23 protein-coding genes are annotated in these 25,172 nt (G+C 70.9%); 15 read left to right on the forward strand and 8 right to left on the reverse strand.

Features of this window, described 5'->3' with window-relative positions; all coding sequences use genetic code 11:
• The first annotated feature begins 28 nt into the window (after positions 1–28).
• The 8 genes from ACFE76_RS13735 to ACFE76_RS13770 all read left to right on the forward strand — a co-directional run bounded on the left by ACFE76_RS13735 (position 29) and on the right by ACFE76_RS13770 (position 7,136).
• Positions 29–1,135, forward strand: a complete 1,107-nt coding sequence (locus ACFE76_RS13735) for an LLM class flavin-dependent oxidoreductase (protein ID WP_375432324.1) — start codon at positions 29–31, stop codon at positions 1,133–1,135.
• Positions 1,136–1,150: 15 nt separating this feature from the next.
• Positions 1,151–1,906, forward strand: coding sequence for an alpha/beta hydrolase (locus ACFE76_RS13740; protein WP_375432325.1), 756 nt, complete (start codon positions 1,151–1,153; stop codon positions 1,904–1,906).
• Positions 1,903–3,306, forward strand: coding sequence for an FAD-binding oxidoreductase (locus ACFE76_RS13745; protein WP_375432326.1), 1,404 nt, complete (start codon positions 1,903–1,905; stop codon positions 3,304–3,306). Before ACFE76_RS13740 ends, ACFE76_RS13745 begins: the two co-directional genes overlap by 4 nt.
• Positions 3,306–3,872, forward strand: coding sequence for an NADPH-dependent FMN reductase (locus tag ACFE76_RS13750; protein ID WP_375432327.1), 567 nt, complete (start codon positions 3,306–3,308; stop codon positions 3,870–3,872). Before ACFE76_RS13745 ends, ACFE76_RS13750 begins: the two co-directional genes overlap by 1 nt.
• Positions 3,869–4,414: a flavin reductase family protein gene (locus tag ACFE76_RS13755; RefSeq protein WP_375432328.1), complete on the forward strand. Its 546-nt coding sequence runs from the start codon at positions 3,869–3,871 to the stop codon at positions 4,412–4,414. The genes ACFE76_RS13750 and ACFE76_RS13755 overlap by 4 nt, the downstream gene beginning before the upstream one ends.
• A gap of 324 nt (positions 4,415–4,738) precedes the next feature.
• The gene (locus ACFE76_RS13760) at positions 4,739–5,581 is read left to right on the forward strand and encodes an ABC transporter substrate-binding protein (protein WP_375432329.1); all 843 of its coding nucleotides are present in this window, start codon (positions 4,739–4,741) and stop codon (positions 5,579–5,581) included.
• Positions 5,582–5,607: 26 nt separating this feature from the next.
• Positions 5,608–6,381 carry an amino acid ABC transporter permease gene (locus ACFE76_RS13765; protein WP_375432330.1) on the forward strand — a complete coding sequence of 258 codons (774 nt, stop codon included), beginning with the start codon at positions 5,608–5,610 and terminating at the stop codon, positions 6,379–6,381.
• The gene (locus ACFE76_RS13770) at positions 6,381–7,136 is read left to right on the forward strand and encodes an amino acid ABC transporter ATP-binding protein (protein ID WP_375432331.1); all 756 of its coding nucleotides are present in this window, start codon (positions 6,381–6,383) and stop codon (positions 7,134–7,136) included. Before ACFE76_RS13765 ends, ACFE76_RS13770 begins: the two co-directional genes overlap by 1 nt.
• A 267-nt stretch (positions 7,137–7,403) precedes the next feature.
• Here ACFE76_RS13770 and ACFE76_RS13775 read toward each other — a convergent pair whose 3' ends face one another.
• The 8 genes from ACFE76_RS13775 to ACFE76_RS13810 all read right to left on the reverse strand — a co-directional run bounded on the left by ACFE76_RS13775 (position 7,404) and on the right by ACFE76_RS13810 (position 16,846).
• Positions 7,404–8,243: a hypothetical protein gene (locus tag ACFE76_RS13775; RefSeq protein WP_375432332.1), complete on the reverse strand. Its 840-nt coding sequence runs from the start codon at positions 8,241–8,243 to the stop codon at positions 7,404–7,406.
• 462 nt (positions 8,244–8,705) lie between these two features.
• A complete protein-coding gene (locus tag ACFE76_RS13780; RefSeq protein WP_375432333.1) occupies positions 8,706–10,346 on the reverse strand; it encodes a dipeptide ABC transporter ATP-binding protein in 1,641 nt (546 codons plus the stop codon).
• Positions 10,343–11,275, reverse strand: coding sequence for an ABC transporter permease (locus tag ACFE76_RS13785; RefSeq protein ID WP_375432334.1), 933 nt, complete (start codon positions 11,273–11,275; stop codon positions 10,343–10,345). Before ACFE76_RS13785 ends, ACFE76_RS13780 begins: the two co-directional genes overlap by 4 nt.
• A gap of 13 nt (positions 11,276–11,288) precedes the next feature.
• Entirely contained in the window at positions 11,289–12,245 is a 957-nt protein-coding gene (locus tag ACFE76_RS13790; RefSeq protein ID WP_375432335.1) for an ABC transporter permease, read from the reverse strand.
• Positions 12,245–13,921: an ABC transporter substrate-binding protein gene (locus ACFE76_RS13795; protein ID WP_375432336.1), complete on the reverse strand. Its 1,677-nt coding sequence runs from the start codon at positions 13,919–13,921 to the stop codon at positions 12,245–12,247. The genes ACFE76_RS13790 and ACFE76_RS13795 overlap by 1 nt, the downstream gene beginning before the upstream one ends.
• Positions 13,918–15,135 (reverse strand): acyl-CoA dehydrogenase family protein, encoded by a 1,218-nt coding sequence (locus ACFE76_RS13800; protein WP_375432403.1) that lies wholly within the window; start codon positions 15,133–15,135, stop codon positions 13,918–13,920. The genes ACFE76_RS13795 and ACFE76_RS13800 overlap by 4 nt, the downstream gene beginning before the upstream one ends.
• An 82-nt stretch (positions 15,136–15,217) precedes the next feature.
• Complete coding sequence (locus ACFE76_RS13805; protein WP_375432337.1) at positions 15,218–16,420, reverse strand: LLM class flavin-dependent oxidoreductase; 1,203 nt, start codon at positions 16,418–16,420, stop codon at positions 15,218–15,220.
• Positions 16,421–16,702: 282 nt separating this feature from the next.
• Positions 16,703–16,846, reverse strand: a complete 144-nt coding sequence (locus ACFE76_RS13810; RefSeq protein ID WP_375432338.1) for a hypothetical protein — start codon at positions 16,844–16,846, stop codon at positions 16,703–16,705.
• A 150-nt stretch (positions 16,847–16,996) separates the two neighbouring features.
• On the opposite strand from ACFE76_RS13810, the gene ACFE76_RS13815 reads away from it, so the two are divergent.
• From ACFE76_RS13815 to ACFE76_RS13845, 7 genes are all read left to right on the forward strand, one after another.
• Positions 16,997–17,932, forward strand: coding sequence for an ABC transporter permease (locus ACFE76_RS13815; RefSeq protein ID WP_375432339.1), 936 nt, complete (start codon positions 16,997–16,999; stop codon positions 17,930–17,932).
• On the forward strand, positions 17,929–18,939 hold the full coding sequence (locus ACFE76_RS13820) for an ABC transporter permease (protein ID WP_375432340.1): 1,011 nt from the start codon (positions 17,929–17,931) through the stop codon (positions 18,937–18,939). Before ACFE76_RS13815 ends, ACFE76_RS13820 begins: the two co-directional genes overlap by 4 nt.
• A 62-nt stretch (positions 18,940–19,001) precedes the next feature.
• On the forward strand, positions 19,002–20,675 hold the full coding sequence (locus ACFE76_RS13825; RefSeq protein WP_375432341.1) for an ABC transporter substrate-binding protein: 1,674 nt from the start codon (positions 19,002–19,004) through the stop codon (positions 20,673–20,675).
• The gene (locus tag ACFE76_RS13830) at positions 20,672–22,378 is read left to right on the forward strand and encodes a dipeptide ABC transporter ATP-binding protein (RefSeq protein WP_375432342.1); all 1,707 of its coding nucleotides are present in this window, start codon (positions 20,672–20,674) and stop codon (positions 22,376–22,378) included. Before ACFE76_RS13825 ends, ACFE76_RS13830 begins: the two co-directional genes overlap by 4 nt.
• Positions 22,379–22,570: 192 nt before the next feature.
• A complete protein-coding gene (locus ACFE76_RS13835; protein ID WP_375432343.1) occupies positions 22,571–23,338 on the forward strand; it encodes a hypothetical protein in 768 nt (255 codons plus the stop codon).
• 331 nt (positions 23,339–23,669) lie between these two features.
• Positions 23,670–23,945, forward strand: a complete 276-nt coding sequence (locus tag ACFE76_RS13840; RefSeq protein ID WP_375432404.1) for a GNAT family N-acetyltransferase — start codon at positions 23,670–23,672, stop codon at positions 23,943–23,945.
• Positions 23,946–23,984: 39 nt separating this feature from the next.
• Positions 23,985–24,524, forward strand: a complete 540-nt coding sequence (locus ACFE76_RS13845; protein WP_375432344.1) for a zeta toxin family protein — start codon at positions 23,985–23,987, stop codon at positions 24,522–24,524.
• Positions 24,525–25,172 lie beyond the last annotated feature (648 nt).

The following is a 25,172-nucleotide window of genomic DNA, read 5'->3' on the forward strand; positions in this document are numbered from 1 at the left end:
CCCGCCGCTCTGTGTCAGGAGACTCCGCATGACCGTCGAGTTCATCAGCGCCACCTTCGTCAACGACCGGACCGAGATCCGGCCGGGCACCCAGCCGGCCGGCTCGTCGACCATCGACCGGCGCTTCCTGGTCCGTTACGCCCGCGAGCTCGACGCGGCGGGCTTCGACTACACCCTGCTGCCGTACGGATCCAGCGGCTACGACCCGTTCAGCGTCGCCGCGGCAATCAGTCAGCACACCGAACGGGTCCGGCCGATCATTGCGCTGCGGCCGAACACCCTCTATCCGACGGTGGCGGCCAAGGCGCTGGCCACGCTCGACCAGCTGAGCGACGGCCGCGCGACCGTGCACATCATCTCCGGCGGCAGCGACGCCGAGCAGGCCCGCGAGGGCGACCGGCTGCCGAAGGCCGAGCGGTACGCGCGGTCGGCGGAGTTCATCGAGATCCTGCGCCGCGTCTGGACCGAGACCGAACCCTTCGACCACGCCGGCCGCTACTACTCCTTCGAGGACTTCCGGTCCGACTTCCGACCCGTCAACGGCACCATCCCGGTCTCCGTCGGCGGCTCGTCGGCCGAGGCGTACCAGGTCGGCGGCGCGCTGGGTGACATCTTCGGGCTCTGGGGCGAACCGCTGGCCGAGACCCGGCAACAGATCGAGGCGGTGCACGAACAGGCGCGGCTGGCCGGGCGCACCGACCGGCCCCGGATCTGGGTGACCTTCCGGCCGATCATCGCCGCCACCGACGCGCTGGCCTGGGAGAAGGCGCACCGGACCCTCGGCTCGTTGCAGCAGACCTACGCCGGTCTCGACGCTCCCGCGCCGCAGAACGTCGGCTCGCAGCGACTGCTCGACCTGGCCGCACGCGGTGAGCTGCACGACCGAGCCCTGTGGACCCCGGTGGCCAGCGCCACCGGCGCCCGCGGAGCCTCGACCGCCCTCGTCGGCAGCCCCGAGACCGTCGCCGCCGCCATCCTCGACTACGTCGACATCGGCTGCGACCTGATCTCCATCCGCGGCTACGACAACCTCAACGACGCCATCGACTACGGCCGCTACCTGCTGCCGCTCGTCCGTTCCGAGCTCGCCGGCCGCGAGAGCCGGGCCACCGCACCCGCCTTCCAGAGCGCCTGACCCCGAGGAGCACCCGTGACCATCCTGAACCTGCCGGAACGCACCAACCAGACCGACATCGCGCGCTGGCACGAACCTGCCGGCCTCAACCCGCGTGGCACCCTGGTGCTGCTCACCGGACGTGGCGAGCCGCCCGAGGTGTACGCGCGGTTCGGCCGCCGGCTGGCGAGCGACGCCTACCGCGTGCTGGTGGTCAGCGCCGGCGACCACACCGAACCCGGCGTCCGGGCCGAGATCGCTGCCCTGCTCGACGATCCGGAGGTCGTGGCCCCGGTCGTGCTGGTCGGCTCCGACGCCGGAGCCCGCGCCGCCCTGGCGCTCGCGAGCGACCCTGATGTCGAGGTGGCGGGCCTGGTGCTGGCCGGGCTGGCCCTCGAGGACCACGCTGCTGCCGCCGACTGGCCCGCCGAGGTCGAAGCCCGGACGGCCTGCCCCAACCACCAGCAGGTGCTCCGCCGTTCCGCTCGGGGCAGTCTGGCGTCGGCCGCCAGCCTGATCCGGCTCGCTCCGGCGCCCATCCAAGCCAGGGTCGCTCTGCCGGTGCTCGCGCTGCACGGTGGCGATGATGCGATCAGCCCGCTGCCGGCGGCAAGGCGCTGGTACGGCCGGGCCGGGGTCGCGGAGGTCGTGGTGGTGGCGGGCGGTCGGCACGACATCCTCAACGACGTCAGTCACCGCTCGGTGGCGGCGACCGTGGTGCTGTTCCTCGAGCGGCTGCGGCTGGGGGCTGACCTGCCGCTGATCGTCAGCCCCACCGCGAGCCGACCGTGACGCTGACGGCCACCGCCAGTCTCGAGACGTACGCGGGCGCACCGCCCTGGGCTGAGCTGGCCGGGCAGCTCTCCCCGGCGGCCGGGCTGTCGACCGAGGTCGCGGACCGCGCTGCCGTCCGTAGCGACTGGTCCGGCAACGTGGCGGACGGGCTGCCCGAGGCGGTGGTCCACGCGGCGACGGTCGCGGACGTGCAGGAGGCCCTGCGCTTCGCGAGCCGGTACCACGTGCCGGTCGTCCCCCGCGGGGCCGGGACCGGCCTCAGCGGTGGCGCGACGGCGGGTCGGGGCAGCCTCGTGCTCGACCTGCGCCGGATGGACGCGATCCGCGAGCTGCGGGTCGAAGACGGGGTGGCGGTGGTCGAGCCCGGCGTCCTGACCGCCGACCTCGACCGCGCGGCCCGGCAGCACGGCCTGCGCTACGCCCCCGACCCGGCCAGCGTCGAGATCTCCACGATCGGCGGCAATGTCGCGACCAACGCGGGCGGGCTGCGCTGCGTCAAGTACGGGGTGACCCGCGACGCCGTCCTGGCCCTGGACGTCGTGCTCGCCGACGGGCGGCTGGTCTCGACCGGCCGGACGACGGCCAAGGGGGTCACCGGCTACGACCTGACCAGCCTGCTCGTCGGGTCCGAGGGCACGCTGGCCGTGATCGTCGGCGTGACCGTCCGGCTGACGCCGGTCCCGCTGACCACCGCCACCGCCGCTGCCTGGTTCGCTTCCACCACCGAGGCTGTCGCCGCCTCGCTCGCCATCACCGGGGCCGGGGTCCGGCCCTCGACGTGCGAGCTGCTCGACCACGCCACCCTGGTGGCGCTGGACGCGGCCTCGGGCGACGATCTCAGCACCCGCGCCGACGCCTTCCTGCTGGTGCAGACCGACGGCTTCGGGGCCGAGGCCGAGATGGCTGTCGTCGCCTCGGTCCTCGGGCGTACGGCGCAGGAGGTCCAGATGACCACGAACCCGGCGGCGGGAGAGCGGCTGGTCGCCACCCGCCGGGCCGCGCTGCCCGCGATCGAACGGCAGGGCCGGGTGGTGATCGAGGACATCGCCGTCCCGCGCTCGCGGCTGGCCGACGCCGTCACGGGCATCGCCGCCATCGCGGCAGCGACCGGTGTCCCGATCTTCACCTTCGCCCACGCAGGGGACGGCAACCTGCACCCGATCCTGCTGGTCACCTCCGAGCAACCGGCCGACCTGGCTCGCGTCGACCAGGCTGCCGACGCCGTGTTCGCGCTGGCGTTGGAGCTGGGCGGCACCCTGACCGGCGAGCACGGCGTCGGCCTGCTCAAACGGCCGTGGCTCGACGCCGAGCTCGGGCCGGTCGCACGCGAGCTGCAGCAGCAGGTCAAAGCCGTCTTCGACCCGCAGCAGCTGCTCAACCCCGGAAAGGCGATCTGATGGTCACCGATCCCGGAGCCGCGACGGTCGTCGCCCTCTCCGGCAACCCACGCGCCGGCTCCCGCACCTCGCTGGTCGCCCGGGCGGTGGCCGAGCGGGTCGCCGGCCTCGCCGGCAGCGCCGAAATAGTCGCCGTGGAGCTCGCCGACCTCGCGCCGTACCTGTTCGCCGCCGAGCGGCCCGGGGTCGACGCGACGCTGACCACCGTCGCCGCCTCGACCGTGCTCGTGGTCGCCACCCCGGTCTACAAGGCTTCCTACACCGGACTCCTCAAGTCGTTCCTGGACCTCTACGGCACCAACGGGCTCGCTGGGGTCACCGCCGTCCCGGTCGTGGTCTCGGGCAGCCCGGCCCACAGCCTGGCCGGTGAGGTCCACCTGCGTCCGCTGCTCGTCGAGCTGGGTGCGAGCGTGCCGACCCGCGCGCTCGCGGTGACGGAGTCCCAGCTCGCCCAGCTCGACGACGTCGTCGACCGATGGTTCGTTACCGCCGCGCCGCTGCTGCGGCCGGCGTTCGCCCGATCCGGCGGCCCGCCCGCCGACCCCGAGACTGAGGGACGACCATGACGACCGAGCTGACCCGCCCCGACCTGGACCTCTTGGGCCCCGAACTGGACGGGGTCGCGCCGGCCACGTTCAAAGCCGTCTTCCGGCGGCACCCGGCCGGAGTGGCGGTGATCACCTTCGCCGGGCCGGAGAGGCTCGGCGGCTTCACCGCGACCTCGGTCATCTCGGTCAGCGCCGACCCGCCGCTGCTCACCTTCTCGGTCGACTCCGCCTCGTCGTCGTGGGCGGCGCTGCGTGAGGTCGACACGCTGGTGGTCAACTTCCTCGCCGCCGACCAGGTCGAGGTGTCGACCCGCTTCGCCACCAGCGGCATCGACCGCTTCGCTGCCGGCGGCTGGACGGTGCTGCCGAGCGGCGAACCGGTGCTCGACGGGTCGCCGGCCTGGTTCCGCGGCCAGGTGGTGCAGCGGACGCCCGTCGGCCGCAGCTTCCTGGTCTCGGTGCTGGCGCTCGACTCCGCGTTGGCGGCCGACGCCGAGCGCGCCCCGCTGGTCTACCACGACCGCAGCTACCACGCGGTCGGGGACCACTCAGCCCTCTGACGCTGAGCTGTGGGCGGCGCCCTGATGGTTGTCCGACGCCGTCCTCGGTACCGGAAAGCCTGGTCGCATCGCGGCCCCGACCTCGTCTCAGTCAGCGAAACCGATCTCCGAATTCCCGAGTCATCCTGCTTGTTTAGTAGGGTTACCGCCGTGAGCATGTCCAGGAGTGCCCGTCGCCGGCGGGGGTTTTCGACCCGCCCCGCGTGGTGCAGCCGACCTGGTCGCGGCCCGGGACGCCCGAGTCCCTGTCGCTAGCCCGCACCACCGACGACGCGTCGGGTGGTTGCCCATGCTCTTGTCCCTGCTCCGACTGAAGGAATCACCATGACCACCGCTCCACTACGGCGCCTCGCTGGCGTCCTCGTCCTTGCCCTGAGCTTCACCCTCGCCGCCTGCGGAGGCGGCGGGTCCGGCGCCGCGTCCGCCGACAACCCGTACAACCTGCAGCAGGCGGGCGTGCTGCGGGCCGGCACGCTGACCGATGCGCCTCCGAACGTGTACCTGAAGGACGGCAAGTTCACCGGGTACGACAACGAGCTGCTGAACGCGGTCGCGGCGAAGCTCGGTCTGCGGGTCGAGTTCGTGGGGACCGAGTTCAGCTCGCTTCTCGCCCAGGTCAAGACGCGCAAGTTCGACATCGGGTCGTCCTCGATCAGCATCACCGAGGCCCGCAAGCAGACTGTCGCCTTCTCGAACAAGTACGACTTCGGCTTCCTCGGGCTGAACGTGCCTGCGGGCTCGGACATCAAGACGTTCGACCAGCTGGCCGGCAAGCGCGTCGCCGTCGTCCAGGGCACCGTCCAGGACGACTACGCCACCCGGACCGGCCTCAACCCCGTGCGGGTGCCGGACTACAACGCCGCGCTCAACCAGCTGCGGTCCGGCACGGCCGACGCGTGGATCACCCCGGCGGAGATCGGCGAGAAGACTGCGGCCGACTCAGGAGGCAAGGTCGAGGCCGTCGCCAAGCAGCTCGACCCGGGCGGCACCGCCTACGCCATCGCTCCGGACAACCCCGAGCTGCTGAAGGCCGTCAACGGCGCCCTCGACGAGGTCATCGCCGACGGCACCTGGGCCCGGCTGCAGCAGGAGTTCTACCCCAACCGGAAGATCCCGAAGGACTTCAAGCCCGGCAGCGGCAACGTCGCCATCGGAGCAGCGAACTAGCCCCGTCGTCGAGGAGGAGGTACGACATGGAGGTTCTGAGCTCCCTGTGGGAGACGTTCTTCGACCTCGAGGCGATGCGGGCGGCGCTGCCTGAGCTGGTGAAGACAGGACTGCCGAACACCCTCATCCTCGCGCTGTGCTCGGGGGTGATCGGTACGGCCGGCGGCATGCTGCTGGCGGTGTGCAGCCTGTCGCGGACCCGTTGGCTGCGCTGGCCTGCCCGCGTGTTCACCGACATCTTCCGCGGCCTGCCGGCGGCGGTGACGATCCTGCTCATCGGCGTCGGCCTGTCACCGCTCGGCCTGCAGATCTGGGGACCCAACCCGTACCCGCTGGGGATCTTGGCTTTGTCCTTGATCGCCGCCGCGTACATCGGCGAGATCTTCCGCTCCGGCATCCAGAGCGTCGACGTCGGCCAGCTCGAGGCGTCGCGGGCGCTCGGCTTCAGCTGGCGCGCCAGCATGCGCCTGGTGGTGATCCCGCAAGGGGTGCGCCGGGTGCTCCCCGCGCTGGTCAACCAGTTCATCGCCTTGATCAAGGAGTCGTCGTTGGTGTACTTCCTCGGTCTGCTGGCCAGCCAGCGCGACCTGTTCCGGATCGGGCAGGACGCGGCCGCCACCAGCGGAAACGAGTCGGCGCTGCTCTTGGCTGGGCTCTGCTACCTCCTCCTGACCGTTCCGCTCACCCACGTCGTCAACGTCATCGACCGCCGGCTCCGGGAGGGCCGGCGAGCCGACGGCGCCGAGACCGGTGGTCAGGACGCGGAACCGCCGCTGCCGCTCACCCAGGAGGCACACTGATGGCTGGTCAGCCGCTCGTCGACACCCAGCCGGGCGTCGACGTCGACGTCCGCGACGTCCACCTGGCGTTCGGCACCAACCGCGTCTTACGCGGGGTCGACGCGCACGTCGAGGCCGCCTCCACCACCTGCGTCATCGGTCCGTCCGGCTCGGGCAAGTCGACCTTGCTGCGGGTGGTCAACCGGCTCCTCGAACCCGATTCCGGGGACGTCCTGCTCGGCGGCCAGAGCGTGCTGAGCGACAATCCGGACGACCTACGACAGCGGATCGGGATGGTGTTCCAGCACTTCAACCTCTTCCCGCACAAGACGGTGCGCGCCAACCTGACGCTCGGGCTCCGCAAGCTGCGTGGGTTCAGCGAGGACGCGGCCAACGCTCGCGCCCTCGAAGAGCTCGACCGGGTGGGTCTCGGGCACAAGGCGGACGTCCGTCCCGGACAGCTCTCCGGCGGCCAGCAGCAGCGCGTCGCCATCGCGCGGGCGCTGTCGATGGAGCCAGAGGTGATGCTGTTCGACGAGGCGACCTCCGCCCTCGACCCGGAGCTCGTCAAGGGCGTGCTGTCCGTCATGGCCGAGCTCGGCCACGGTGGCATGACCCTGCTCGTGGTCACCCACGAGATGGGGTTCGCCCGCAGCGTCGCGAGCCAGGTGCTGTTCATGGACCAGGGGAAGGTCCTCGAGTCGGGCCAGCCGGCCCAGGTCTTCGAGGCCCCGACCACCCCGCGTCTCCAGCGATTCCTGGCCGAGGTGCTCTGAGCTGAGGGCAGGGACCCTGCCCTCGGCGGGGAGGGTTGAGGCGGCAGGGCGGGCGCGCCTTGCCGCTCCATCGGATACAGTAGGAACTGGAAGTGAGGCCAAGGGCCTATCTGGTTCGCGACCAGGCACTTCACAGAAGTGGGTCGATCCAGGTGCAACTCCTGGCGGGTTTCAAGCCCGTAGCTCAAGGAGCAGAGCCCCCCTTTGTCACGCGAAGGGCCGTCCCGACCTCGGGGCGGCCCTTCGTACATTTGGTCTGAGTGACGCTCACGATGGGCGTAGTCGAGCCCGCGCCACGGCGGCGTCCAACTCGTCTCTGCTCAGGGACAGGGCGCCGTAGCTGAAGCGGCACCAGCCCTGCACTTTGCGAGGGAATTCGGAGCGGAGGATGGCTCCGCCGTCGTCGGTAAGCAGATCGGCCACCACGATGTCGGCCCACAGATCGCGCGAGAGCGCGGGTTGGAGCAGCTGGTTCGCCTCTCGGCCGAGACGCTTGGTAACGGCCAGCGCCAGGATCAGTTCGCCGTGGGAGAAGCGCACCACGTCCCCGACCCGAAGGTGACGCGGGTTTCGTCCGGCAAGCCGGATCCACTCTCGTTCGACCTCGGCGGTCCATCCGCTTATTCCCTTAACCAGGATGGCGTTGGCACGACCGCCGGAGTGAATGGTGCAGTTGCGCATGCGCCGAAGAGTCGTGATCATTTGCATGTTGTCAGCGCAGAACTGCCCGTGTGTGGCTTTCTCTATCAACTCGTGCTGGGTAGCGAGCTTGGAGTCCTCGGCCTTTCCCACAGCAAGGCGCCCGGCTGTCTCGAGCAGGCCAAGGCAGGTCTTGAGAAAATCTTCGTGGATCGCCAGTGCGTAGGGCACGCTCATCGCTCCGAGGTGCTCATCCGCGGTGTCGAGGATGGCTCTGGCCTTTTCGCTGGTCAGGTTGAAACGCCTGATGTGAGGTACTTTCGGAAACACCTCAGGCAGCAGCCGGTCTGAACCCTCGTTGAGCTTCAACAAGTGTGAGGCCAACTGGGCGCCTGCAAGTAGAGCCATGAGAGCGTCGCTGGCCTCGATACGGCGCGTCTCGTAATCGCGGTACTCCCGGAAGCGCACCTCTCGAGGGGCCCCGGCGCCATTCCAACTGCTCACCGGTCCCAGCATTCCAGACGGCAGCGCCAGCCCGTAATACAAACCTGCGCGGCACGCCGTGGCGTCAGGCTCAGCCGAGGTTAGGCCACGTACACGCGTCGCGCCTCTTCGTTGGCAGGCTCTGTCAGTTCTCACCGCCCCACAGGAGCGGGGGTCGTCCTGCGATCTCCTGCAGATCCGACTCCATGCTTCGCCAGAAGGCGAGAGACTCCGGCGGGCCGTACTTCTCGGCGTCGGCAATGATGTCGTAGCAGCCGTCCCGGAGGGCTCGAGTGGCCTGCAGCCCCACCTCGTCGATGAGTCCACGATCCTGCGGGTCTCCAGCGATTCCTGGCCGAGGTGCTCTAGAACTCGCTCAGCACCGCGAGAAGGAGGTAGTCGCGCTTTATCGACCTCCGGAAGCGGGAAGACCTCCTTCTCGTGACCCTACTGATCGGCCAGCTGGGCGGACCGGCCGGGGACGGCGTCGAGCAGCGCCTGGGTGTAGTCCTCGGCGGGGTGGGCGAGCAGCTGGGCAGCCGGTCCCTGCTCGACCACCCGGCCCCGGCGCAGGACGGCGATCTGGTGGGCGACCTGGGCGACGACGGCGAGGTCGTGGGAGACCAGCACGTAGGTCAGGCCCAGCTCGTCCTGCAGCTCGCGCAGCAGGGTCAGGATCTGGCTCTGCACCGACACGTCCAGGGCCGAGACGGGCTCGTCCAGGAACACCAGCTCGGGCCGGACCGCCAGCGCACGGGCGATGGCGACCCGCTGGCGCTGACCGCCGGACAGCTCGGCGGGCAGCCGGTCGTCGAACGTACGAGGCAGCCCGACGGCGTCCAGCAGCTCGCGCGCCCGCTCGCGCCGGGCGCGGCGGTCGTCCAGACCCTGGGAGACGAGCGGCTCCACGATGCTCTGCTGCACGGTGAAACGGGGGTCGAGCGCCGCGAACGGGTTCTGCTGCACCAGCTGGAAGCGCTGCCGCAACGGCCTTAGCTGACGGGCCGACAGGGCGGTGAGCTCGGTGCCGTCGAAGACGACCCGGCCTGCCGTGGCCGGCTCCAGTCCGAGCGCCACCCGGACGGCGGTGGTCTTGCCCGAGCCGGACTCCCCGACCACGGCGAGGGTCTGGCCGCGGTAGGCGCTCACGCTCACGGCGTCCACCGCCCGCAACGTCCGGGACGCCGCCCCACGGGGGAGGGGGAAGTCCTTGGTGACACCCTGCAGCTCGAGCAGGACCGGTGCGTCGGCCACCTGCTGGTGGCGGGCGGTGAGCTCCCCGGTTGCGCTCAGCCCCGGCGCGGTGGCGATCAGCTGACGGGTGTAGGCGTGCGTCGGCTGGGCCAGCACCGTACGGGCCGGGCCGGTCTCGACCACCCGTCCCTCGCTCATCACCAGCAGTCGGTCCGCGCGGTCGGCGGCCACGCCGAGGTCGTGGGTGATGATCATCATCGCGATGCCCCGGTCCTGCACCAGGTGCTGAAGATGATCAAGGATCTTCTTCTGCACGGTCACGTCCAGCGCGCTGGTCGGCTCGTCGGCGATGATCAACTTCGGCTGGCCCGCGAGGGCGATGGCGATCAGGATCCGCTGCCGGAGGCCGCCGGAGAGCTCGTGCGGATACTGCCGGGCCCGCAGCACCGGCTGGTCGACGCCGGCGGCCGCGAGCACCTCCGCCACCTCGGCGTCCACCGACCGAGCAGGGACGCCGCGCCGGCGCACGGCCTCGCCGACCTGTGCTCCGACGCGGATGGTCGGGTTGAGTCCGACGGTGGGGTCCTGCGGCACCAGACCGATGAACGAGCCGCGCAGCCGGCGCAGCACCCGGTCGGGTGCGCCCGTCACGTCGCTGCCGTCGACCTCGATCCGGCCGCCGGTGACGACCCCGTTGGTCGGCAGCAGGCCGAGCACCGCCGAGGCCAGGGTCGTCTTCCCCGAACCGCTGCCGCCGACGACGGCGACCACCTCGCCCTGCGCGACCCGCAGGTCGACCCCGCGTACGGCCGGCTGGACCACCCGGTGCCGGCGGTAGCCCACCTCGAGCCCGGTGACCTCGACCAGCGCGGTTCCCCCGTCGCGCTCGCTCATCGCTGCCGCTCCTCGAGGGTGCGGGCGATGTGGTTGAGGCTCAGCACCACCAGGCCGACGAAGATGCCGGGCAGCAGCGACACCCAGGGTGCGGTGACCAGGTAGTTGCGGCCGTTCGCAATCAGGGTGCCCCACTCCGCAGCGGGGGGAGCCGCGCCGAAGCCGAGAAAGCTGAGCGCGGCCACCGACAGGATGGCGACCCCGAAGTCCAGGACGGAGAGCACCGCGACCGGCCCCCAGGCGTTGGGCAGCACGTGCCGCAGGACGACCCGACCCCAGCTGGCGCCGCCGGTCACCGCCGCTTCGACGTAGGGCAGGGTCTTGACCCGCAGTACCTCCGCCCGGGTGGTCCGGGCGAAGCCGGGGACGATGCCCACGCCGACCGCCACCGCGATCGGCAGGGTGCCGAAGCCGAGGGCGGTGACGATCGCCAGCGCCAGCAGCAGGCCCGGGATGGCCAGGGAGACGTCCACCACCCGCATCAGCACGGCGTCAACCCAGCCGCCGACGAAACCGGCGAGCACCCCGAGGCCAAGACCGGCGACCAGGGCGATGCCGATCGCGGTCAGCGTCGCCTTGATCGTCAGCATCGAGCCGAAGACCACCCGGGTGTAGAGGTCGCGACCGAGCTCGTCGGTCCCGAACCAGTGCGCGGTCCCGGGCGGTAGCAGCCGGTCGGCGGGTGCGGTGGCGTACGGGTCGAAGTGGGTGAAGAGCGAGGGCGCAGCGGCCGCAGCCACGACGAAGACGATGAACAGCACGGCCAGCACGAAGCCCGGCCGGCGGGCCAGGACACCGACCGCCTCCCGAGCCGCGGAGCGACGCCGGTCGCCGCCCGGCGCGTCCGCGACGAGATCGCTGAGCGGGTCCGGCCCCACGGTGGTGGGCAGCACGCCCGCGGTCCGGGGTGGGGAGATGTCGAGGGTCATGACGGGTCTCGTCTCAGCTCGTGGTGACCCGCGGCGCATGCACGACGCGTGGGTCGATCAGGGGATAGAGCAGGTCGACGACGAGGTTGACCGCGACGAAGGCGGCCGCGGCGACGACCACGATGCCTTGGACCACCGGCACGTCCTGCGCCAGCACCGACTCGGCGGCCAACCGACCCAGGCCGGCGCGGGAGAACACCGTCTCGACGGTGATGGCGCCGGTCACGGTCGCGCCGACGAGCAGTCCGAGGATGGTCAGCGCGGGCAGCGCGGCGTTGCGCAACGCGTGCCGCAGCTGGACCTCCAGCCGCGACAGCCCCTTCGCCCGCGCCGTGATGATGTACGGCTCGGACAAGGTGTCGCGGAAGCTGCGGATCAGCACCTGCGCCAGGCTCGCCGAGGTCGGGATGGCCATCGTCACCGCCGGCAGGACGTAGCTCCGCCAGCCTTCGCTGCCCGTCGCCGGCACCCATCGCAGGTTGAAGGCGAAGACCTGGATGAGCAGCAACCCGACCCAGAAGGTGGGCAGCGACACCCCGAGCGACGGCACCCGGCTGATCAGCAGCCGGGCCGGCGGCCACTGGACGTACGCAGCCAGGAAGGCGGTGCCGGTCCCCAGGACCAGGGCCAGCAGCACGGCCAGCCCGCTGAGCAGCAGGGTCTGCGGCAACCGCGAGAGGATCAGCTCGCCGGCCGGCAGGTGCGACGCGATCGAGGTACCGAAGTCGCCGTGCAACGCCCGGGTCAACAGGTGGACGTACTGCACCAGCACCGGCTGGTCGAAGCCGTACTGGGCCCGGACGGCCGCGATCTGGGCGGGACTCAGCGAGTCGAGCTGCACGTTGTTGGCCGACAGCAGCAGCGCGACCGGGTCGCTCGGCAGCAGGTAGAGCACGACGAAGGTGACGGTGTAGGCCGCCCAGAGCACCAGCAGTGCCTGGGCGACCCGACCGACGACGTAGCGCGTCACTAGCCGTTCAACCACACGTCGTAGAAGGAGCCGAACGCTTCGGAGGTGAAGCGGAAGCCCTGCACCTTGGGCGACAGGCCCACCAGCTGCACCCGTTCGAACACGGGGAAGGAGACGCCCTGCTCAATCAGGTACTGCTGCAGCTCCTTGTACGTGGCCGCCCGCTTGGTCTCATCGGTCTGTTCCGACCCGGCCTGGAAGAGGGCCTTGACCTTCGCCGCCACCGCCGGGCTCTGGCTGTTCGCGGCCAGGGCCTTCGAGCCGGCGAGGTCGGCGTCGAGGATCCACTGCAGCACACCTGGGTCGGCGCGGGTGTAGTAGCTGTTGATCAGGTCGTAGCTACCCTCGGTGATCACCGCGGGCCGCTCGGCTGCTGTGGTCACGGCGAGCTGCAGGTCGATCCCTACCTGCTTGAGCTGGTCCTGCAGCAGCACGTCGCCGGGCGACTCGGCGGTGATCGGGTCGACGAGCGTCAGCTTCTTGCCGTCCTTGACCCGGTAGCCGTCGGCGCCGACCGTCCAGCCAGCCTGGTCGAGCAGGGCCTTGGCGCCGTCGGGGTCATAAGCCAGCGCTGCGGCGGTCGAGTCGGCGTACGGCGTCGTGCTGTCGTAGGGACCCTCGACGACCGGGTAGTCGGCACCGTAGATGGTGCTGGCGTAGGTCGTGCGGTCGATCGCCTTCTGCACCGCCTGGCGTACCTGCAGATCGGCCAGCGGTCGGCCAGCCGAGGTGTTGGGGTAGAGCGCGGACGAGGGCCCGGGCAGTGAGCGGCTCACCACGGTGTCCCCGGCGGCCTTGAGCTGGGCCACCTGCTCGGGGCTGAACGGGTTGCGGGGCCAGGCGATGTCGAGCGCGCCGCTGGTCAGGTTGCCGACCCGGACGCTGTCCTCGGCCACGTAGCTGACCTTGACGTGGTCGAGGTAGGCCTCGCCGGTGTGCGCGTTCAGCGACGACGGCCAGGCGTAGCCCGACCGCTTGCTCAGGTCGAGACTCTCGTTCGGCTTGTAGGAGTCGAGCACGAAGGGGCCGGAGCCGACCACGGCCCCGAGGCAGCGCTCCTGCGGGGTCTTGGCGTAGGTGGCCGGGGCGAGGATCGCCAGGTTGGTGGTCGAGGTCGCCTGCAGGAACGCCGCGTTCGGCCGGGAGAAGCTGATCGTGACCGTGTCGGAGTCGACGACGGTACTGCCTTGGTAGCCAGCGATGTAGACCCCGCCGTACGCGGTCGGCAGCGTCTTGAGCAGGGCCGCGTTCCCGTCGAAGGCGGTCTTGACGGCCGCTGCGTCGAACGGGGTGCCGTCGGAGAACGTGACGCCTTGCTTGAGGTCGAAGGTGTACTCGCGGCCCCCCTTGGTGATCTTCCACTTCGTCGCCAGCCAGGGCACGATCTTGCCCGTCTTGGGGTCCTGGTCGGTGAGGGAGTCGGCGATGTTGCGGATGACCGTCCGGTGCTCGATCCAGTAGGTCTGGAACGGATCGACGCAGTTGAAGGCGGCGTTGTCGGGCCAGAACGCGAGGTCGAGGGTGCCGCCGGCGTGCGGGGCGCCGGCGTCGGTGGCGGGGGCCGGCGTGGTCGAGCCACCGCACGCGGCCAGCACCAGGCTCAGGCCGAGGGAGGCGGCCACGGCTGCGAACCGGGCTCCCGGTCGTCGTCGGACGGAGGCGGACGGGTCGGTCATCGTGATTCTCCTGCGGTGTCAGTGGTGTCAGGGGTGTCAGGGGTGTCAGGGGCGGCGGTCGGGTCGGAAGGTCGAGGTCGACGGGCCAGGGCGGCGCGGCCGGCGTTGAGCAGGGCGGCGTCGTCCTGGGGTGGGTGCGGCCGGGCGCCGTAGACGTCTCGGAGGTGCCGTTCGAGGGGGTGGTGCCGGGTCAGAGCCGGGTTGCCGATGGCAGCCACCGCGGCCTGGACGGCGCTGATCGCGGCCCGGGAGGTGAGCAGCTTGGCCACGCCGGCGCGCTGCGGGGCGGACGGGTCGCCCGCGTCGAAGCGGGCGGCCAGGCCGAAGAGGATCTCCTCGGCCCCGACGAGCTGCGCCTCGATCTCTCCCGCCACCGTCTGGATACGTTCTGTGGTGGCGATCGGACGACCCAGGGAGGTCGGTACCCGGTCGTGGGCGAACGTGGTGAAGAAGCGTTGCGCCGCCCGGGCGACGCCGACGTAGAGCGCCGAGATCGCCAGGCTGACGGAGTTCCCGGCCGCGAACTCCCGCGGCAGCTGCGAGTGCGGCGTCCCGACGAAGTTCTCGCTCGCGATCAGCACGTCGGTGTAGATCACGTCGTGCGTGCTCGACGCGCGCATCCCGAGGTGGTCCCAGGTGCGCTCGACCCGGATCCCTGGGCTGTCGGCGGGGACGATCGCGTGGGCCAGTAGCGGGTCGTCGTCGCTCGTCGCGGCCCACACCAGGTGGTAGGCGAGCCCCTCCGAGCCGGTGGCGAACCCCTTGTGGCCGTTCAGCAGCCAGCCGTCGGCTGTCTGGGTGATGGTCGTCGCCGGCAGTCCGCCGCGGGCGGGGGCGCCCCACTCCGGCTCGGCGCGGATCGCGTTGAGCAGGGTGGGACGGTCGGTCGACTCGGTGAGCACCCGGCGGTACAGCGCCTCTGGCCACCACGGCGCCCGGGCCTGGTGCGCGTGCTGAAAGACCGTCATCGCGGTGATCAGGGCCACCGACGGGTCGCCCTCGCCGAGGGCCTCGAACACCCGGACGCCGTCGACCGCGGTCAGCTCCTCGCCGCCGTACCGGGTGCCGATGCCCAGCCGCAGCAGGCCGGCCTCGTGCACCGCGCTCAGTCCGGCCCACGGGAAGGCCGCAGTCCGGTCGTGCTCCTCGGCCGTCTGGGCCAGCGTCGCGGTGATCCGCGTCAGTGCGGCGTCGGAGAGGTCGATCTTGGGCAGAGGTGTCGTTCGCCTGCCGTTCCCTGAGCCTGTCGAACCGTTCCCTGAGCCTGTCGAAGGGTCAGACGGGTCTCGGTGAGGGTCATGCGGTCACCAGGGCGTCGGCCTTCGCGGCTTTCGGAGCCTCCAGCGGGGGTTGCGCCACCACCTCGCCGCGGCGGCCGGTCGCCCGGCGGTGGGCCAGCTCGTCGCGGACCAGCGGCAGCACGTAGCGGCCGTAGTCGATGGCGTCGTTCAGGTTGTCGTAGCCGCGGACCGACACCAGGCTGGCGCCCAGCTCGACGTAGTCCAGGATCGCTGCGGCGACCGTCTCGTAGCTGCCCACCAGCGCGGTCGACGCCCCAGCGGCGTTGGTGACCTGGGCCGGTCGGGTCCACAGCGCCCGGTCGTGCACGTCACCGCGGGCCGCGATGTCCAGCAGGCGTTGAGATCCGGCGTTCTGCGGCCGGCCCGAGGTCCGGAGCCGACGGGGCAAGAAGCCCGAGGCGTGGGCCGCCTCGACCGCGCTCAGCGTGGCCTCCGCCTTCTCCCAGGCCAGCGCGTCGGTGGCGGCCACGATCGGACGGAAGGTGACCCAGATCCGCGGGACGTCGGTCCGGCCCGCGGCGCGTGCGGCCTCGGCGACCCGGTCGATCTGCTCCCGGGTGTCGGCCAGCGGTTCGCCCCAGAGGCCGAAGATGTCACCGAGCCGGCCGCCGACCCGGTACGCCGCAGCCGACGACCCGCCGATGGACACCGGGATGGTGCCGGACCAGGTCGGGAAGCCCGGACCGAAGTCGTCGAAGCGGTAGTAGCGGCCGTCGTGGCTGAACGGCGCGGTCTCGGTCCAGGCGCGGCGGAGGATCTCGACGAACTCCTCGGACCGGTCGTAGCGCTCGTCCTTGGTCAGGTAGTCGCCGTGGCTGGCCTGCTCGGCGTCGCTGCCACCGGAGATGATGTGCACCACCGCCCGCCCGTGCGAGAGCTGGTCGAGGGTGGCCAGCTGCTGGGCGGCGACCGTCGGGTACATCGTGTTCGGCCGCAGCGCGATGATCGGCTTGATCCGCTCGGTGTGCTGGCTGAGCGCCGCCGCCACCGTGAACGGGTCGAAGCTCTGCGACCCGTACGCGACGAGGGTGTAGTCGAAGCCGCCGTCCTCCAGGGCGCGGGCGTAGCGGCGCAGGTACGCCAGGTCGACCCCGCTGCCGGGTCGCGGGTGCAGCTCGCTCGACTCGCGGACGTTGACGGCACTGATGAACTCCACCTCCGGCGCCGTGCTGGAGGGGGTGGGTCGCAATTCGGGCATGGAGGTGCTCCTCGAGAAGGCGGGAGAGGGCGGGCGGACTCGGCTTCGGGGACCGCTGCCGCCCCACGCAGAAGGGTGGTGGAGGCGAGGTCGGCGGACGCGGGGGCGGTTCAGCGAACCGCGGGGGCGAGCGCGGTCAGCGACATCGCGGCGCGCGCACCGGTGACCGGGCCGGGCGTGCGCCACAACGCATGCCGCCCCTCGTCGACCGGCCGAATTTCATACCGTCACTGTAGGCAATCTGCGCATTCAGGGCCAATAGTGATGCCGGATCGGCAACGATCAGCCCGTCCGATGGATCTCTCCCCAGACGCCGGCCTCGTGCAGCGCGGAGGTGGAGGCCGTCCCGTCGTCGCAGACGCCGTCCTGCCGTTCAGCGGCGCGGATGTGTCCGGCGGCCATCGACTCGGCGGCGTCGTGGGTCAACCGGACCAGGTACGCGCCTCGTCACGATCGGCGGACCGAGGCGGAACGGTTTCCACTCAGCGAGACCGGAAGCGATCGGTATTTCCCAGCGTTACGGTCGGGAAAGCAGGTCGGCGGTAGGCGTCGGGCCCGAGGGGTAGGAGGTACGGCGTGACCACGTCAGACGTCGGCATCTCCTCCGCACCCGGCCGGGCGCCGAACGCCTCGGTCGCGGAACGGCTGCGCGCCGACGGCGGTGCGGTGGTCGGCATCGTGTTGATCGTCGTCTTCGTCCTCGCTGCGGTGCTGGCGCCGCTGCTGGTACGCCTGTCGGGGCACGACCCGTACGACTACGACCTCGCTGCGCTCAGCGGGACCGGCGCACCGGCCGGCGTGCTGGGCGGGATCAGCGCCGACCACTGGTTCGGGGTGGAACCCCTGACCGGTCGGGACCTCTTTGCGGTCGTGGTCTACGGCGCCCGCACCTCGATCCTGGTCGGGCTGCTCGCCACCGTCGTCTCGGTCGTGCTCGGGGTGGCCGTTGGCCTGGTCTCCGGCTACGCCGGCGGCTGGACCGACCGTCTGCTGAGCCGGACCACCGACGTCGTCTTCGGCTTTCCCGGACTGATCTTCATGATCGCTCTCGGCGCGATCGCCCCGCGCTGGCTGCCGAAGTCCGCGCTGATCGTGCTGGTGATCGGGTTCTTCGGCTGGCCGCCGATCGCCCGGGTCGTCCGTGGCCAGACGCTGCTGCTGAAGGAACGCAACTACGTGGTCGCCTCCCGCGCCGCCGGAGCGGGCGCGGCGCACATCGTGCTGCGGCAGATCCTGCCCAACTTGACCGCGACGATCATCGTCTTCGCCACCATCTCGATCCCGGGCAAGATCGGCGCCGAGGCGGCACTGTCCTTCCTCGGCGTCGGGGTGCCACCGCCCACCCCGGCGTGGGGCCGCTCGATCGGCGAGGCGATCAGCTGGGTGCAGACCGACCCGATGTTCCTGATCTTCCCGGGGGCGGCGCTGTTCTTGATCACGTTGGCCTTCAACCTCTTCGGCGACGGGCTGCGCGACGCGCTCGATCCCCGGTCCGCGAGCCTGCGCCGATGAGGTCCGGCGGCTACGCACGCTTCCTCGCCGGCCGGCTGCTCGGCATGCTCGCCGTGCTGCTGGTGATCGCCCTGGTCAGCTACGTGATCTTCTACCTGCTGCCCGCCAACCCGGCGCAGCTGTCCTGCGGTCGCCCGTGCACCCCGGAACGGTTGGCCCAGGCCCAGACCTTCATGGGCTACGACCAGCCCTGGTGGCGGCAGTTCCTCGACTTTCTCGGCGGCCTGGTGACGGGTCGGACGTACGGCACCGGAGCCGCCGCCATCCAGTGCAGCGCCCCGTGCTTCGGCTACTCGTTCCGGCTCAACGCCTCGGTCACCGAGCTGATCCTGGCCCGGATCCCGGTGACCTTCTCGATCGCGATCGGCGCGGCCGTGCTCTGGCTGGTCCTCGGCGTCGCGGCCGGCGTGCTGTCGGCCCTGAAGCGCGGTTCGGCCACCGACCGCGTGCTGATGACTGCGGCCGTCGCCGGCGTGTCCGCGCCTGCCTACCTGGTCGGGCTGCTCGGCATCGGCCTCTTCGGCTTCACCCTCAACATGGTTCCGGTCTCGGGCTACGTCCCGCTGACCGAGAGCCCCATCGACTGGGCCTGGCACCTGGTGCTGCCCTGGCTCGTGCTGGCCTTCCTCAACGCCGCGCTCTACACCCGGCTGACTCGCGGGGAGATGCTCGAGGTGCTGAGCGAGGACTACATCCGCACCGCCCGGGCCAAGGGCGTCAGCGAGCGGCGGACCGTCAGCCACCACGCCCTGCGCAACGTCTTGATCCCCGTGGTCACCGTGTTCGGCCTCGACCTCGGCGGCCTGCTCGGCGGCGCCGTGATCACCGAGAAGGTCTTCTCGATGCAGGGTCTCGGCGCTTTGCTGCTCGACGCCGTCGGCAACCTCGACCTGCAGGTGCTGGTCGGCGTCACCTTGTTCTCCGCCTTCGTGATCGTCGTCGCGAACTTCCTCGTCGACCTCACCTACGGCCTGCTCGACCCGCGCGTCAAGGCCGGCGCCGGCTGACCCCCGCCCCCGAGCCTGTTGTAGGGCCCGATCTCCACCACCACCTCGAAAGGAACCACCCGATGACAAAGCGCGCGACCACCGTCGGCGCCCTGCTGGCCGCCGCCACCCTGCTGCTGGCTGGCTGCAACGCCAACCCGACCACCCCGGCCGGCAGCTCGACCGCCCCGGTGACCAAGGGGGGCGACCTGACCATCCTGACCGCCCAGACCGAGCTCAGCTTCGACCCGGCGAAGAGCCAGAGCCTGGCGATCACGTCCCTCGGTCTGGTGGAGCGTCGGCTGACCACCTGGGACATCACGCCGGGTCAGGAGGCCAAGTACGTCCCCGACCTGGCGACCGACACCGGGAAGTCCAGCAACGGTGGGAAGACCTGGACCTACACGCTCAAGGACGGCCTCACCTTCGACGACGGCACCCCGATCACCAGCGAGGACATCAAGTACGGCATCGAGCGCTCGTTCGCGCCGGAGCTGTCCGGCGGCCTCGGCTACCACAAGTCGCTGCTCGCCGGCGCGGAGAAGTACACCGGCCCGTACGGCGGCAAGGAGCTCGCCTCGATCAAGACCCCGGACGACAAGACGATCGTCTTCGAGCTGAACACCCCGTACGGCGACTGGCCCTGGATCGCCTCGATGCCGGCCTTCTCCCCGGTGCCGAAGGCCAAGGACACCAAGCCCGCCACGTACGGGGAGAAGCCGGCCGCGTCCGGCCCGTACGCGGTCGAGTCCTACCAGCAGGGTGTCGCGCTCAAGCTGGTCCGCAACCCGAAGTGGAGCGCGGCGACCGATACCGTCCGGACGGCCGGTCCGGACACCATCACGTTCAAGATGAGCCAGGACGAGACCGTTGCCGCACAGGCGCTGATCGCCGACAGCGGGGAGGCGCAGACCTCGTTCGGCGCCCAGTTCGTGCCGCCGGCCCAGCTGGCCCAGGCCCAGGGGAACCCGACGGCCAAGAGCCGGCTGGTCACCTCCGACCCGGGTGCGCTCGCGTACCTGGCGTTCAACACTGCTCGCGGTGCGCTGAAGGACGTGAAGGTGCGGCAGGCGCTCGAGTACGCCGCCGACCGGCAGGCCTTCCTGCTCGCGTCCGGCGGCGAGATCTCCGGCGCGGCTGCGACGACGCTCATCACGCCCGGCATCCCCGGCCGGGCCGAGTACGACCTGTACCCGGCGCCCGCCTCGGGTGACGTGGACAAGGCCAAGTCGCTGCTGGCCGCGGCCGGGCACGCCGACGACCTGAACCTGACCCAGATCACCAAGAACGACTCGGTCTCGCTGGCTCAGGCCCAGGCGTTGCAGCAGGGGTTCGAGAAGGCGGGGGTGAAGGTGACCCTCGACCCGCAGGACGAGACCACCGTGACCGACCGGGTGACCGGGAGCTCCGGCGACTACGACCTCTACATCGGCAGCTGGCAGCCCGACTTCCCGAGCCCGAACGGCAACATCCAGCCGCTCTTCGACTCCAGCCAGATCGGCGGCGGGGCCTACAACATCTCCCGCTATTCCAACCCTGCTGTCGATGCGGCGATCGCGAAGGCCACCGGAACGGTCGACCCGGCCGACGCCGGCACCCAGTGGGCGGCCATCGACAAGCAGGTGATGACCGACGCGCCGGTCGTGCCGTTGACCTACACGAAGAACTCCTTCCTGCACGGGTCCAAGGTGCAGAACTTCCAGATCGGGGCGTTCCCCGCGTACCCGAACTATCTCAAGGTGACGTTGGCCCCGTGACCGACCTTGACGCGCGGCCCGTGCTGGCCGCGCCGGTGCTGACGGTGGAGGGGATCACCGTCGCGTTCGCGGCCACCGGGTCGCGCCGTCCCGGGCCGCCACGCGAGGTGGTGCACGCGGTGGGCTTCACCCTGACCCGCGGCCGGGTGCTGGCGCTGGTGGGCGAGTCGGGGTCGGGCAAGAGCGTGACCGCGATGGCGCTGCTGTCCCTGTTACCGCGGAACGCCCGGGTCGGGGGCTCAGCGGTGCTGACCGATCCGGGCGGACCCGACGTCGAGCTGATCGGGGCGTCGGCGGAACAGCTGGCGCCGGTCCGCGGCCGTCGGGTCGCGGCGATCTTCCAGGAGCCGATGAGCGCGCTCAACCCGGTCTTCCGGATCGGTGCCCAGATCGGGGAGGCGGTGGAGATCCACCAGCCCTCACTGGGGCGGGACGGGGTCCGGCAGCGGGTGCTCGAGCTGCTCGAGCTGGTCGGCGTCCGCGAGCCGCGGCGGATCGCCCGGGCGTACCCGCACGAGGTGTCCGGGGGCCAGCTGCAACGGGCGATGATCGCGATGGCGATCAGCAACGACCCGGCCGTGCTGATCGCCGACGAGCCCACCACCGCCCTCGACGTGACGGTGCAGGCCGGCATCCTCAGCCTGCTGCGCGACCTGACCGACCGCCTCGGTACGGCCGTGCTGCTGATCACCCACGACATGGGGGTGGTCGCCGACGTGGCCGACGAGGTCGCGGTGATGCACGACGGCCGGGTGGTGGAGAGCGCGGCGGCAAAGACGCTTTTTGCGGACCCGAAGGCGGAGTACACCCGGTCGCTGCTCCAGGCCGTACCGCGGATCACCTCGGTGGGCGATGTTGCGGCCCCGGGCGGGACGCCGACCGAGCCAGCGGCTGAGCTGGTCGACGCGTCGGTGGTCTTCGGGCGGGGCGGCGACGAGGTACGGGCGGTCGACGGACTGTCGCTGGTGGTCGGACGCGGGGAGTTCGTCGGTCTGGTGGGGGAGTCCGGCTCGGGCAAGTCCACGGTGGGCCGCGCGTTGGCCGGACTGGTCCCGCTCAGCTCGGGTCAGGCCCGGTTGGCGGGCGTCGAGCTGGCGGGTGCGTCCCGTCGGGTGCTGCAGGAGGCGCGGACGCACCTCGGCATCGTCTTCCAGGACCCGGCGTCGAGTCTCAACCCGCGGCACAGCATCGGACGCAGCATCGCCGAGCCGCTGCTGCTGCACGGCGCCGGCGACCCGGCCGCACGCCGGGCGCGCGTCGAGGAGCTGCTCGAGCGGGTCCGGCTGGGTCGCGACCTGGCCGACCGGCTGCCGCACGAGCTCTCCGGCGGGCAGCGCCAGCGGGTCGCGCTGGCCCGGGCGCTGGTCGACCACCCGGCCCTGCTGATCGCCGACGAGCCGACGAGCGCGCTGGACGTCTCCGTCCAGGCCACCGTGCTCGAGCTGCTCGCCGAGCTGCAGCGCGACCTCGGCTTTGCCTGCCTGTTCATCAGCCACGACCTCGCCGTCGTGGGCGCGGTGACCTCCCGGGTGGCGGTGATGTACGACGGCCGGCTGGTCGAGGTCGGCCCCACCGGCGAGGTGCTGCGGACGCCGAACGAGGACTACACCCGACGGCTGCTCGCCGCCGTCCCGGTCGCCGACCCGGTCGTTCAGCGTGAGCGGCGCCGGACCTGGGACGCGCTGGAGGCGGCCCGGGTCTGACGTTCTTCCAGCCGGTCTAGGGCCTGTGGATAAGTCACAGCGGGCGCACCTGTTGGTCGAGACTGCTGCTCGTGCATCGACGGATCGACCCTCCCGCGGAGCTGCTGGCGGTCGCCGCGGCGCAGGCCGGAGTGGTCAGCGCGGCGCAGGCCAATCTTTGTCGGCTTCGGCCGTCACCCTCGGCAGCGGTTGGTGGACCTCGGCCAGTGGCGCCGGTTGGACGGTCCGGTCTATTCCGTCAGCCCACTGGAGCTCGACTGGCTGGGCTCGGCCTGGGCGGGCACCCTGCTCGGCGGTCCGTCGTCTCGCCTTGCGGGCCCCGCTGCGGCCCATTTGTACGGACTCGTCACCGAAGCGCCCACGACCCTCGACGTCCTCGTACCGGTCACGGCGAGGGACCGGGTCCGGCCGCCCTGGGTCTTCAGCCGCGAGTACCCGGGCCTGCGCAGTCCTCGATCGCCCGGCGAACCGCCGCGGACCACGGTGGAGGACACGGTCCTCGACCTGTGCGACGGGTCCGACCCCAGCGCGGTGGTCGGCTGGGTGACCCAAGCGGTGGGCTCGGGACGAACGTCGGCCGTTCGACTGTCTCGTGCGCTGGCTGGGCGGCATCGCTTTGCGAGTCGGGCCTTCATGGCCGAGATCCTCGGCGACGTCGGTGAGGGTGTGCACTCGCCGCTTGAGCTTCGTTACCTGCGAGACGTCGAACGGGCACACGGGCTGCCCCGAGGCGACCGGCAGAACCGGTCCCGCCACCGGCACCGGCGTGACGTGGTCTACGAGGAGTTTGCTCTCGTCGTCGAGCTCGACGGTCGACTCGGACACGTTGGACTGGGAAGGTTCCGCGACATGAACCGGGACAACCTCGCGGCCACCTCGGGTGAGATGACGCTGCGTAACGGCTCGGCCGACGTCGCCGGCTCGGCGTGCGGCGTGGCTTGGCAGGTGTTCACGTCCTGACCGGTCGGGGCTACCGAGACCCCTTTCAGCGCTGCCTGAACTGTGCGGTCGTCCCTGACGACGGCTTCTGAAACAGCTTGTGACATGGTGCCGCGAGTACGCGGCACCATGTCGCACGTTATGGCTCAGCGGTAGCTCGCGCGGGCTGGTTGAGGGGGTCGCCGAAGACCAGAGCGGGGACGCGCGTCCGGCCGTGTTGGTGAGCAGACGCCGGTCGCTGGCACGCACCACCAAGTCCGGGCCCGGCCGAGCGCGCAGAGACCTAGAGCGCCACGATGTCCGCGGTGAACCGCAGTAGTGTGAGGTCACCGCGACCGGCACGCGCTGGACCATCGGCACCAGGCCCCGCCGGGGCCTGGCTACGCAGGGACTCACCACGCTCGCGCACTGGACCTTTCACGACATCGGCCTCTTTCGCCTTGAGCTGGGTCACCGCGTCAACAACCCCAGCTCCTGTGCCGTCGCCACGAGAGCGGGCTTTGCCGCCGAAGGGGTCCAACGGTCCAAGCTGCGCTACGGCGAGGAGCGGTTCGACGTGGAGATCCACGCCCGGCTCGCCACCGACCCCGCACCAGCAGCAGCGCTGCTGCCCTACCGGCCGGACTGAGTGGCTGGCCGGTACGGGTGGACGTGTCAGGCTTCGCAGGTGTTTGACGCTGTCTTCCTCAACGGCACCGTCGGAGCAGGCAAGACGACGACCGCGGCGGCGCTGTCCGGTCTGTTGAACGAGCGGCGGCAGCCGCACGCGGTGGTGGACCTGGACCAGATTCGGCTGCTGTTCCCGGCCGCGACCGACGACCCCTTTCAGCACGAGGTCGAGCTGGCCAACCTCAGGGACCTCGCCGCTAACTACCGCTCAGCCGGAGCCGTCAACCTGATCGTCGCCGGCGTGCTCGAGAGCCCGCCGGAGATCCCTCGCTACGTCGCGGCCCTCGGGGTGCCGGCGCTGCTCATCTGCCGCCTGCTGGTCGACCCCGACACGGCAGGCGAGCGCCTCAACCGCCGCCACGTCGACGACCCCGCCGGGCTGAGGTGGCATCTGCAGCGCACCACCTCGCTCACCGCCGTCCTCGACCGGGCCCGACTCGACGACGTGGAAGTCGAGACCACCGGACGGACCCCGCTGGAGGTCGCCCGCGAGGTCCAGCGGCACGCCGGATGGGCGCTGGACGTCGAGCCCCGCTGACGTGTTCGGTCCCGCTCGGCTACCGGCTGAGGCAGCCATCGGACATCAGGCCGTCCCGGCGCACGGGGCCCAGTACAGCGCGGTCGACCACGCCTGGGCGGTTGCCGCCACGACGAGCACCACACCCGCCGAACGCGCCGGGTCGACACCAATGCTTCCATGCCAGGACACTAGAGGGTGGGCACCCGATCCTGCGGCCTCACCGTAGGGCAAGTTAGTCATATGGGGCCGAGGGCCAACCACGAGACCGTAGAGCGCGAACTATTCGTCGCCTTGCCTCATTGACGCGGCGGTCGCTTCCCGTCACGCCCCAAGCCGTGACGCCTCGCCCTTGGTGTCGGGTGATCCGCAGGCCCCTTAACCGCTCAGTGTTCAGCCACCACGGGCCGGGGTAGTCGATGACGCTGATCGAGACGACGTTCCCCATCCTGATCGTTCTCGTCGTGAAGTAGCCTCGAACGACGAGGGCGTCCGGTCTCACCACTATCGCCAGCCGGAGCGATCGGATCGTGAGGGCGAAGGTCAGCAGACAGACCCCGACCCCTATGGGATCGCCGCGGGTAGGCACAGGCGGGTTGTCCTCCGAGATGGCCATGAATGAGGCGACAAGAGTCGCACCAAAGATCACGCCGCTCCAGATTCGGGAAT

Origin of the sequence: uncultured Friedmanniella sp. (assembly GCF_964244005.1) — a bacterium.
Lineage (GTDB): Bacteria > Actinomycetota > Actinomycetes > Propionibacteriales > Propionibacteriaceae > Microlunatus.

Coding starts and splice junctions, on each gene's coding strand:
- ACFE76_RS13735 (WP_375432324.1), top strand. CDS start 29: ATGACCGTCGAGTTCATCAGCGCCACCTTCGTCAACGACCGGACCGAG.
- ACFE76_RS13750 (WP_375432327.1), top strand. CDS start 3,306: ATGGTCACCGATCCCGGAGCCGCGACGGTCGTCGCCCTCTCCGGCAAC.
- ACFE76_RS13755 (WP_375432328.1), top strand. CDS start 3,869: ATGACGACCGAGCTGACCCGCCCCGACCTGGACCTCTTGGGCCCCGAA.
- ACFE76_RS13760 (WP_375432329.1), top strand. CDS start 4,739: ATGACCACCGCTCCACTACGGCGCCTCGCTGGCGTCCTCGTCCTTGCC.
- ACFE76_RS13765 (WP_375432330.1), top strand. CDS start 5,608: ATGGAGGTTCTGAGCTCCCTGTGGGAGACGTTCTTCGACCTCGAGGCG.
- ACFE76_RS13770 (WP_375432331.1), top strand. CDS start 6,381: ATGGCTGGTCAGCCGCTCGTCGACACCCAGCCGGGCGTCGACGTCGAC.
- ACFE76_RS13780 (WP_375432333.1), bottom strand. CDS start 10,346: ATGAGCGAGCGCGACGGGGGAACCGCGCTGGTCGAGGTCACCGGGCTC.
- ACFE76_RS13785 (WP_375432334.1), bottom strand. CDS start 11,275: ATGACCCTCGACATCTCCCCACCCCGGACCGCGGGCGTGCTGCCCACC.
- ACFE76_RS13795 (WP_375432336.1), bottom strand. CDS start 13,921: ATGACCGACCCGTCCGCCTCCGTCCGACGACGACCGGGAGCCCGGTTC.
- ACFE76_RS13805 (WP_375432337.1), bottom strand. CDS start 16,420: ATGCCCGAATTGCGACCCACCCCCTCCAGCACGGCGCCGGAGGTGGAG.
- ACFE76_RS13820 (WP_375432340.1), top strand. CDS start 17,929: ATGAGGTCCGGCGGCTACGCACGCTTCCTCGCCGGCCGGCTGCTCGGC.
- ACFE76_RS13825 (WP_375432341.1), top strand. CDS start 19,002: ATGACAAAGCGCGCGACCACCGTCGGCGCCCTGCTGGCCGCCGCCACC.